At 61.6% G+C, this 9,762-nt stretch carries 8 protein-coding genes; 6 read left to right on the top strand and 2 right to left on the bottom strand.

Features of this window, described 5'->3' with window-relative positions; genetic code table 11:
* The first annotated feature begins 365 nt into the window (after positions 1 to 365).
* Positions 366 to 1,046 (top strand): TerC family protein, encoded by a 681-nt coding sequence (locus RIN56_16480; GenBank protein MDR7868397.1) that lies wholly within the window; start codon positions 366 to 368, stop codon positions 1,044 to 1,046.
* A gap of 191 nt (positions 1,047 to 1,237) precedes the next feature.
* On the opposite strand, the gene RIN56_16475 is transcribed toward RIN56_16480, so the two are convergent.
* Positions 1,238 to 1,732, bottom strand: coding sequence for a flavin reductase family protein (locus RIN56_16475; GenBank protein MDR7868396.1), 495 nt, complete (start codon positions 1,730 to 1,732; stop codon positions 1,238 to 1,240).
* A gap of 187 nt (positions 1,733 to 1,919) precedes the next feature.
* On the opposite strand from RIN56_16475, the gene RIN56_16470 reads away from it, so the two are divergent.
* Positions 1,920 to 2,633 carry a demethylmenaquinone methyltransferase gene (locus RIN56_16470; GenBank protein MDR7868395.1) on the top strand — a complete coding sequence of 238 codons (714 nt, stop codon included), beginning with the start codon at positions 1,920 to 1,922 and terminating at the stop codon, positions 2,631 to 2,633.
* A 12-nt stretch (positions 2,634 to 2,645) separates the two neighbouring features.
* Entirely contained in the window at positions 2,646 to 3,503 is an 858-nt protein-coding gene (locus RIN56_16465; protein MDR7868394.1) for a UbiA-like polyprenyltransferase, read from the top strand.
* Between the two features lie 59 nt (positions 3,504 to 3,562).
* Here RIN56_16465 and RIN56_16460 read toward each other — a convergent pair whose 3' ends face one another.
* Positions 3,563 to 3,859, bottom strand: a complete 297-nt coding sequence (locus RIN56_16460) for a hypothetical protein (protein MDR7868393.1) — start codon at positions 3,857 to 3,859, stop codon at positions 3,563 to 3,565.
* Between the two features lie 505 nt (positions 3,860 to 4,364).
* Between RIN56_16460 and serA the strand changes: the two genes are divergently transcribed.
* The 3 genes from serA to RIN56_16445 all read left to right on the top strand — a co-directional run bounded on the left by serA (position 4,365) and on the right by RIN56_16445 (position 9,652).
* On the top strand, positions 4,365 to 5,951 hold the full coding sequence (gene serA, locus RIN56_16455) for a phosphoglycerate dehydrogenase (GenBank protein ID MDR7868392.1): 1,587 nt from the start codon (positions 4,365 to 4,367) through the stop codon (positions 5,949 to 5,951).
* A 17-nt stretch (positions 5,952 to 5,968) separates the two neighbouring features.
* The gene (locus RIN56_16450; protein MDR7868391.1) at positions 5,969 to 7,219 is read left to right on the top strand and encodes a DUF1015 family protein; all 1,251 of its coding nucleotides are present in this window, start codon (positions 5,969 to 5,971) and stop codon (positions 7,217 to 7,219) included.
* Positions 7,220 to 7,393: 174 nt separating this feature from the next.
* Positions 7,394 to 9,652 (top strand): diguanylate cyclase, encoded by a 2,259-nt coding sequence (locus tag RIN56_16445; protein ID MDR7868390.1) that lies wholly within the window; start codon positions 7,394 to 7,396, stop codon positions 9,650 to 9,652.
* Positions 9,653 to 9,762 lie beyond the last annotated feature (110 nt).

Below are 9,762 nucleotides of genomic sequence, written 5' to 3'. Positions count from 1 at the left end.
GTGACCAATCTGGCTGTTTTCATCCGCGACAAGCGGGGCCTGGTGCTGACCGAGACCGCCCCCGGCGTCACCGTCGAGGAGGTCAGGGCCGCTACCGCAGCTGCCTTTACCGTCGCGCCGGACGTGAAGGAGATGGCTGTATAAACTGCGCCATGATGCAAGGATAACGCCGGCCCGCGGCTCGAAACAGACCGCGGGCCGGCTGTTTTTTTGCGGCTGCCGGCGGGGTGAATTAATAAGGTTTTTAAAGTGAAGCCGCACTCTTGACAGTGAGCGAATCCGATGATAAGTTGAATGTAACCGTTTCCTACGGAAAACAATTTAGGAGGCTGTCAAAGGGAAATTTTAGAACAAGGAGTCAAAAAATGGAGTTCTTAGTCGCACTATCCAAAATCATGATGGTAAACATCGTTCTCAGCGGCGACAACGCGGTAGTCATAGCCATGGCAAGCCGCTGCCTGCCGTCCAAGCAGCAGAAGATGGCCATCCTGTGGGGCAGTGCCGGGGCGATAGGGCTTAGGATCATCCTCACTATCGTTGCGGTTGTCTTGCTGCAGATTCCTTATCTCCAATTCGCCGGCGGCCTGCTGCTCGTCTGGATCGCCGCCAAGCTCCTCGTTGAAGACAGCCACTGCGACAATATCAACGCTTCCGACAATCTCTGGGCGGCGGTGAAGACGATCATCATCGCCGACATTGTGATGAGTCTCGATAATACGCTGGCGATCGCGGCGATCGCGAACGGCGATTATCTCCTGCTCGGCGTCGGCCTGGCGCTGAGCATCCCGCTGATTATTTTCGGCAGCAAGATTCTTGTCTTGCTTATGGACAGGTTCCCGATCATCGTTTATATCGGCGCCGCGCTCATCGCCTGGACGGCGGGGGAGATGATCAACGCCGACCCCATGATCGGCCCCCATGTCGTCGCCTACACGCCCCACTGGCTTGTGCCGACGGTGATCACCGTCGGAGTAGTCGGCTTCGGCTACTGGAAGCAGCAGCAGCGCAAGCAGGCGAAAGCCGCGGAGCCGGAAAACGAAGGCTGAGTGAAACGAGAAAAGCGAGTCTGAAGAGACTCGCTTTTTTGACGCGGCGCTAAAGGAACACCGGGCTAAGGCCGTTTAGAAGCGCCCAGATGCTAGGCAGCCCGAGGACGCGAAGCGACGCGTACTCGGAACGTACGCTAGCAAGCGCCCGGAGGGCTAACAACGCAGATGGGCGCTTATCAACGGCCGTGTTAATCGGTGTAGGCGGCGACGATTTCGCCGACGTATACGGTATGATGGTCGCCGTCCTTGTACCACTGGGCGTTGAAGTTCTTGTCGAGCTGGCCGGGAACCATGTCGTACTGGTAGGCGACCCGGCATTCGTAGTAGAGGCCGCAGCCGTCGACGACCGGCGTGGCGACCTTGCTGCCTGCCCGGAGGGTGAGGCCGGCCGCCTTGACTTTGTCGATATCCCGCCCCGATTTGCTGCCGCAGAGGGCAAGGGCGTCTTTCATGCCGGCGAGCGGCAGGCTGACGGTGAATTCGCCGCCGGCCATGAATTTGTGGGTGTGGCGGGACGGCCGCACCATTACGGTGAAGACGGGTTTGCCCCACATGAAGCCTATGCCGCCCCAGGCGATGGTCATGACGTTGTTTTGGCCGCTGTCGCCGGCGGTGAGGAAGGCGCCCTGGCTGAGCACTTCCATGGCTTTGTTCGCCTGGTCGCTAAAGCTGATTTCTTTCATGACAAAACCTCCTTGTCGGCGGCCCGCTGGCTGAATACGCCTGCTGCGCGCCGTTTATTCAGTTATATTCTGCCCGCAGGGCGCGTTTCCTGGCGCGGGGAGATAAGGATATAAAAATTTTCCGTCTGGCTTGCTCCGGGACTCGGCAGTATAATGATTATAGCTTGTTACTAGGGGAGTATGATCTGTGGCCGATTTTAGCACCGCGAAGGAAAAATATGTTCACGGCGTGTTTGCCGCGATTGCCCGCCGGTACGATCTGATGAATACGCTGCTGAGCTTCAACCGCGACAAGTACTGGCGGCGGTTCGCGGTCGCCAGGACGGGTCTGGCGGCGGGGGGGCGGGCGCTCGATGTGTGCTGCGGGACAGGCCTCCTTTCTCTGGAGCTCGCCAGGGTAGCGGGACCGGACGGACGGGTGACGGGCCTGGATTTTTGCCGCGAGATGCTGGAGGTGGCCGCGGGCAATGTCGCGGCCAGCCCCTTCGGCCGGTCTGTCGAGCTGGTGGAGGGCAACGCGATGGCGCTGCCTTTTCCTGACGACAGTTTTGACTGCGCCACGATCGGCTTTGCGCTGCGCAATGTGCCGGATATCGCCGCCGTGCTGGCGGAGATGCGGCGGGTGGTGCGGCCGGGCGGCATGGTGGTTTCGCTGGAGCTGGCCAAGCCGGGCGCGCCGGTGTTCAAACAGCTTTATTATCTGTATTTCGAACAGCTTCTCCCCTTGCTGGGCAAGGCTGGGGTCGGCGTGGACGGTCCGTACCGCTGGCTGCCCGAGTCGCTGCGGCGTTTCCCCCATCAGGCCGAGGTCCGCGAGATTTTCCGGGCGGTCGGTCTTAAGGAAGCCGTTTATCACGAGCTGACGGGCGGCATCGTCGCCGTCCATACGGGCAGAAAATAGGGGGGAGAGTGCGTGCGCCTGGGGAAGCTGGCTGTTTTCCTGGAAATGATCAAGTTCGAGCATACCGTTTTCGCGCTGCCGTTCGCTTATATCGGCGCACTGCTCGCGGAGCTGCGGCTGCCGAGTGTTCACGATTTTGTATGGATAACGCTGGCGATGATCGGCGCCCGGACGGCCGCGATGTCGCTCAACCGCATTATCGACCGCCATATCGACGCCGCCAACCCCCGCACGGCGGCGCGGGCCCTGCCCCGCGGCCTGCTGCCGCTGGGGACGGTGTGGCTGTATACTGTCCTGTCGCTGCTGCTGCTGGCGGTGGCGGCTTATAATCTCAGCGAGCTGGCTTTCCGGCTTTTCCCGGTGGTGCTGGTTGCGCTCACTTTTTATTCGTATACCAAACGGTTCACGTGGCTGTGCCATCTTTTTCTCGGCGGCACGCTGGCTCTCGCGCCGCTGGGGGCCTGGGTGGCGATTACCGGCGCGGTGGATGCCGCGGCGCTGACGCTGGCTGCGGCGGTGATGGTGTGGGTGGCGGGGTTCGATATTATTTACGCGTGCAACGATTATGACTTTGACCGCACGGCCGGTATTTACTCCGTCCCGGCGCGCTTCGGGATCGCCGCCGGGCTGCGGCTGGCGAAGGTTCTTCACTTGTTCGCCGCCGGGCTGTTCGCCCTCTTCGGCCATATGCTCGGCCTCGGGCTTTTCTACTGGCTGGGAGTGGCCGTCGCCGCCCTGCTGCTTTTTTGGCAGCATCGCCTGATAAGCCCGGCCGATCTTTCCCGCGCCGGGGTGGCGTTTTTCAGTCTGAACGGAAGCCTGAGCGTGGTGATGCTGGCGGCCGTTTTTTTGGATGTTGCGCTGAGGTGATTTATGACTGCCGTGGAACAATTAAGGGCCGGACTAATTAGTCCGGCCCTTAATTGTTCTTACGCGTCGGCTTTGAGTTTCTGAAGGGCGAGGTATTTCTTCTGGAGCTCGTTTTCGAGGACGCCGATCTCCTTGAGGAGGGAGTCGACGGCCGGGCCTTCGCACTGGCCGGTCAGGAAGACGGTTTTGCCGTATTCCTTGAACAGCCGGTCCTGCTTGGTCTCGAGAAATTCCATTTGCAGGCGGATTTCGGTGACTTCCTTGGCCCATTTCACTTCGTCGCCGAGGTCGTCCCACATTTCCCGGGCCTTTTTCGCGAAGAGGTCGCGGTATTCTTTGATGCGGTCCTTATCCATGGTCATTCCTCCTTTTTTGGCGTTAAATAAGTATTCTGGGCGGCGCTGGCCGTATTCCTGCCAAAAGCGGCCGCTATGTCGCGCGGCGGGGAAAATTTTTCTTTCTTTCGCGACAAATGTTTTCGTCCAAAATACACTTGACTTTGCCGGAGGGATGGACTATAATCAAAACTAAATTTATACGGCAACGCGTTGAAAGGGAAGCCAAGTGTTGTGTGCCTACAGAGAGCCGGCGGATGGTGCGAGCCGGTGGCCGGGCAGGCGGTTCCGCCCCGGAGCGGCTGGTGAAGAATCATGACGGGCGCCGCCCGATAAAGCGGCATAAGTTGGCTGTATGGCAATGTGGGTGGCAACGCGGGAATTCCTCTCGTCCCTGGCGGGATGAGGGTTTTTTGTTAGCCGGATCACGGCGTCGGCTTAAGCTGGGTGGCACCGCGGGAAAATCCCGCCCCAATTTTGGGGCGGTTTTTTTATAACCAAGAATATTTTTCTGGAGGGAATACACATGAAAATACTCGTATCCGACCCGGTATCCGATAAGGGTGTAGCGATCCTGCGCAAAGAGCACGAGGTGGATGTGAAACTGAAGCTGGCGGCCGAGGAGCTTGTCGCTCTTATCCCCGGCTACGACGCGCTGGTTGTGCGCAGCGAGACTAAGGTCACAAAAGCCGTTATCGAGGCGGCCGATAGTCTCAAGGTCATCGGCCGGGCCGGCGTAGGCGTGGATAATATCGATGTGGAGGCGGCGACGAAGAAGGGCATTATCGTGCTGAACGCCCCGGAGGGGAATACGATCGCCGCGACCGAGCACACGATGGCGATGATGCTTTCCCTGGCCCGTAACATCCCCCAGGCCCATCAGTCGGTGAAAAGCGGCGAGTGGCAGCGGGGCAAGTTCGTGGGCGTGGAGATGCGGGGCAAGACGCTCGGTGTGCTCGGTCTCGGCCGCATCGGCACCGGCGTGGCCAAACGGGCGCTGGCGATGGAGATGAAGGTGCTGGCGTATGACCCGTTTATCAGCGCCGAACACGCCCGGACTCTCGATATCGATCTCGTGGAGCTCGACGAGGTGCTGGCCGGCGCCGATTTTATCACGCTGCACCTGCCGCTGACCGCCGATACGAAGGGGCTGTTCGACAAGGAGCGGTTCAAGAAGGTCAAGCCGGGGGTGCGGATCGTCAACTGCGCCCGCGGCGGGGTGATCGACGAGGCGGCGTTGGCCGCGGCAATCAATGAGGGGATCGTGGCCGGCGCGGCTATCGACGTTTTCGAGAAGGAACCGATTGACGCCGCCAACCCGCTGCTCGGCGTCGACAAGGTGGTGCTTACCCCGCATTTGGGCGCTTCGACGGCCGAGGCTCAGGTGGGCGTGGCGGTGGATGTGGCGGAGGGCATTCTTGTCGCCCTGCGCGGCGAGCCTGTGACGACGGCGGTCAACATTGCCCCCGTGCCGGCGCATGTGATGAAGGTTATCAAGCCGTACCTGGGTGTGGCCGAGAAGATGGGCTGCCTGGCCGTCCATCTGGCCGACGGGCGCATCGAGACGGTCGAGGTGGAGTATAACGGCCAGATCAGCGAGGTGGATACCCGCATGCTTACGACGGCCGTGCTGAAGGGCCTGCTCGGCCCCATCCTCCAGGAGACGGTGAATTACGTCAACGCTCCCGGCGTAGCCAAGGCGCGCGGCATAAAGGCGAAGGAGATCAAGAGCAAGGAGACGGCTAACTTCGCCAATCTTCTTACCGTCCGCATCCGCACGGATAAGGGCGCCCATATGGTGGCCGGCACGCTGTTCGGCAAGGAGGAGGCCCGCATCGTGATGATCGACGGCTACCGGGTGGATGTCGACCCGACAGGCTGGCTGCTGATCGGTCCGCATATCGATAAGCCGGGGATCATCGGCAAGGTGGGCACGATCCTCGGCGAAAGCGGCATCAATATCGCCGGCATGCAGGTGGGCCGCACCGCGACCGCCGGCACGAGCATTATGGTTATGACGGTCGAGGCCGATCTGCCGACGCCGGTTATGCTGAAGATCAAGGCGGTGGACGGTATCCTCGGCGCCAAACTGGTCAATTTCAACCTCGGCTGAACGAAAGGAAGGTCCCGATGGCAACAGTAAAACCGTTCCGCGGCCTGCGGCCGGCCCCCGAACTGGCCGCCAGCATCGCCGCTCTGCCCTATGATGTGATGGATTCCGAGGAGGCGCGGCGGATAACGGCCGACAACCCTTACAGCTTCCTGCGGGTGACGAAGGCGGAGGTCGATCTGCCGGCCGATGTCGATCATTATTCGCCGGCGGTGTATGCCCAGGCGCGCGCTACGCTGGACGATTTCGCCGCCAAGGGGTACCTGCGGCAGGATCCCGCTCCCTGCTTTTATATCTACAGGCAGAAGATGGGCGACCATACCCAGGTCGGCCTGGTGGCCGCGGCGTCGGTCGACGAGTATGAGCAGGGTATCATCAAGAAGCACGAATTCACCCGTCCCGACAAGGAGCTCGACCGGGTGAACCATATCGCCGCGACGGGCGCCCAGACAGGGGCGGTGTTCCTGACTTACCGGGCCGACCGGGGCATCGACGCGCTGATCGAGCGCTGCCGCCGGAAGCCGCCGGTGTATGATTTCACCGCCGCGGACGGGATAAGCCACACGCTGTACGTGGTGGACGGGGCGGCCGATATCGCCGCTCTCGAAGAGGCGTTCCGCGCGGTGCCGGCCTTGTATATCGCCGACGGCCACCACCGTTCGGCGGCGGCGGCGCGGGTGCGGGAGAGGTGCCGGGCCGCGAACCCCGGCCATACGGGGGACGAGGCTTATAACCGCTTCCTGGTGGTGATCTTCCCCCACGAGCAAGTGCGGATAATGGATTACAACCGCGTGGTGGCCGATCTTGCCGGCTTTACGCCGGACGGGTTTCTGGCCGCCGCCCAAGAGAAGTTCGCCGTCGAGGAGCACCCCGCCGGCGCCTTGAAGCCGACCGCGGCCCATACGTTCGGCATGTACCTCGGCGGCCGCTGGTACCGGCTGACCGCCCGGCCGGGGAGCTTCGGCGGCTCCGACCCGGTGGCTTCGCTGGATGTCAGCATTCTCCAGGATAATCTGCTGGCGCCGCTGCTGAAGGTGGGCGACCCCCGCACCGACAAGCGGATCAATTTCGTCGGCGGCATCCGCGGCATGGCCGAGCTGGAGCGGCTGGTGGACGGCGGTAGGTACGCCGTGGCCTTCTCCCTCTTCCCCACTTCGGTGGCGGAGCTGATGGCGATTGCCGACCGCGGCGCGATCATGCCGCCGAAGTCGACGTGGTTCGAGCCGAAGCTGCGGGATGCGATGGCGGTGCATCTGACCGGCTGCCGGTAAGCCTGCGCGGGACTGCGTAGATTACGCCCTGTTTTGACAATCGGGAGGCAAAGCAATTTTGCCTCCCGATTTTTGCCCTAAACGCGCCAAAAAACAGGAACAATCCACCACTACGTCGAATTTTTTTGAAAAATAGCATAATTGTCCGCTCCAGTCGGATGGGGAGGCACCCTGATGAGAACGAATGCTTTCCTGATTGCCGCCAGAGTCGCTTTTTCGTATGCTGTAATCGCCGGTTTATGGATTGTGTTTTCGGACACTGTTCTGTTTTCGGTCGCTCGGGATCCGGCTACCATCACCGCCCTGCAGGTCGCCAAGGGCTGGTTTTTTGTCGCCGCTACGGCAGTCCTGCTTTTTTGGGTCATCCGCAAGAACCTCGATTCGATCGTCCGCGCGGAAAGGGATCTGCAAGAGCGCAACGAAACGCTCACCCAGACGAACGAGGAACTTACCGCCGCGGAGGAGGAACTGCGCCAGCAGTTCACCGAGATCGTGGCGAGCCAGGACAAGATCCGCCGCCAGAACGAGTGTCTCCTGATGTTGCGGGAGACGGCTTTTTCTCTTATGCACGAGCGCGATGTGGACGCCCTGCTGCGCCTGATCGTCGAGAAGGCCGCCACGCTGGGGGAGTCTTCGCACGCTTACCTTTACACTCTGGACGACGACGGCCAGACGATGGAGCTGAAAGTGGTGATCGGCACCGCCATCCGGGAGATAGGCTTTCGCCAGCGCCGCGGCGAGGGTGTGGTCGGCCAGGTATGGAACTCCGGTATGCCGCTCGTCATTCATGACTATGACAAGTGGGACAGCCGGATGGGCGACAAGGGCTTCGACATCATCCGGACCTCGACCGGTTTTCCGCTGATCGTCGGCGGCGAGGTGGCAGGGGTGTTCGGCGTGAATTATTTCGACCACCGCGAGCTGGACGAACACGCCCGGGATCTGCTCGCCAGCTTTGCCGAGCTGGCTTCGATCACCCTTGCGAACGCCCGCCTCAACCGCTCGCTGCGGGAGGAGCTGACGGAGCGCGCGCTTATGGAGGCCGACCTGGAGCTGCAGCGGGCCCGTACCCAGGCTGTCCTGGACGCGCTGCCGGATATTATTCTCCGCCTTAGCCCGGACGGGTTCCTGCTGGAATTCAAACAGGGCGGCAGCATCGAGTCGGTCGCCCCGCTGGACGACTATATCGGCAAGCACCTCCGCGAGTTCACCCCGCCGTATCTTGGCGAGAAGATGACTTTCGGCATAGCTGAGGCTGTCAGGACGCGGTCCGTCCATGAGTTCGACTATGAGATCGTAGCCCCGGAAGGCAGGCTGCTGTATCGGGAGATGCGCCTCGTGGCCTCAGCCGACGACGAGGTTATCGCGATCGTCCGCGATATTACCGAGCGCCGCGAGATGGAGCGCGAGCTGAAAAAGATGAGCCTGACCGACCAGGCCACCGGGCTTAGCAACCGCGCGTTCTTTGAGACCGAGCTGCGGCGGCTGAACGACGGGCGGTTCCTGCCGGTAGGGGTGATTGTCGGCGATATTGACGGCCTGAAGTTCATCAACGACACTCTCGGCCACGACACCGGCGATAAGCTGATCGTCACCGCGGCGGAGATGATTGCCGGCTGCTTCGGCGACGGCGACGTGGTGGCCCGCATCGGCGGCGGCGAGTTTGGGGTGATTATGGCCAACAGTGACGCGGCCGCGGTGAAGAAGGCCTGCGACCGAATCCAGCAGGCGGTCGCCGCCTATCGTGAATCGACCCGGACGCCGCTCTCCATATCGCTCGGCCGCGCCCTCCGTTTCTGCGTCGACGAGACGCTGGCCGACACCTTCAAGACGGCCGATCGCAATATGTACCGCGAGAAACTCCACAGCAAGCAGAGCGGCCACAGCGCCATTGTCGCCACTCTCGCCCAGGCTCTCGAGGCGAGGGATTTCGTGACCGACGGCCACGCCGACCGCCTCCAGGAGCTGATGGAGCGGCTGGCCGTAGCCGTGGGGCTGCCCAACAGCGAGCTGCCCGACCTGCGGCTGCTTGGCCGGTTCCACGATATCGGCAAGGTCGGCATCCCCGATCATATCCTTTTCAAGCCCGGCCGGCTGACCGCCGAGGAGTTCGAGGTGATGAAGCGGCACTCGGAGATCGGCTACCGTATCGCTTTGGCTTCCCCGGAGCTGGAGCCGATCGCCGACTGGATTTTGAAGCACCAGGAATGGTGGAACGGCGAGGGCTACCCGCTCGGCCTGGCCGGCGAGGATATCCCCCTCCCCTGCCGCATTCTCGGCATTGTGGACGCGTATGACGCGATGACTAACGACCGCCCCTATCGCAAGGCGATGACGCACACCGACGCGGTGAGCGAGCTTGTCCGCTGCGCCGGCCGCCAGTTCGACGCCAGCCTGGTGGCGTTGTTCGTGAAGCTTTTACAGCCAAATTGACGCCTACAGCCCGTGCGCAACGCACGGGTTGTCTTTTTTGCGGCCAGGCCGGCGGCGGTCTGTGCATAATTTTCTTCCGCCCATATAAAGCTAGCATTGGCAAGACTCCG

Source organism: Sporomusaceae bacterium (assembly GCA_031460455.1).
Lineage (GTDB): Bacteria > Bacillota > Negativicutes > Sporomusales > UBA7701 > Anaeroselena.
The sequence above is the reverse complement of the archived record's forward strand: the minus strand, read 5'-3'. Positions and strand labels throughout refer to the sequence as shown.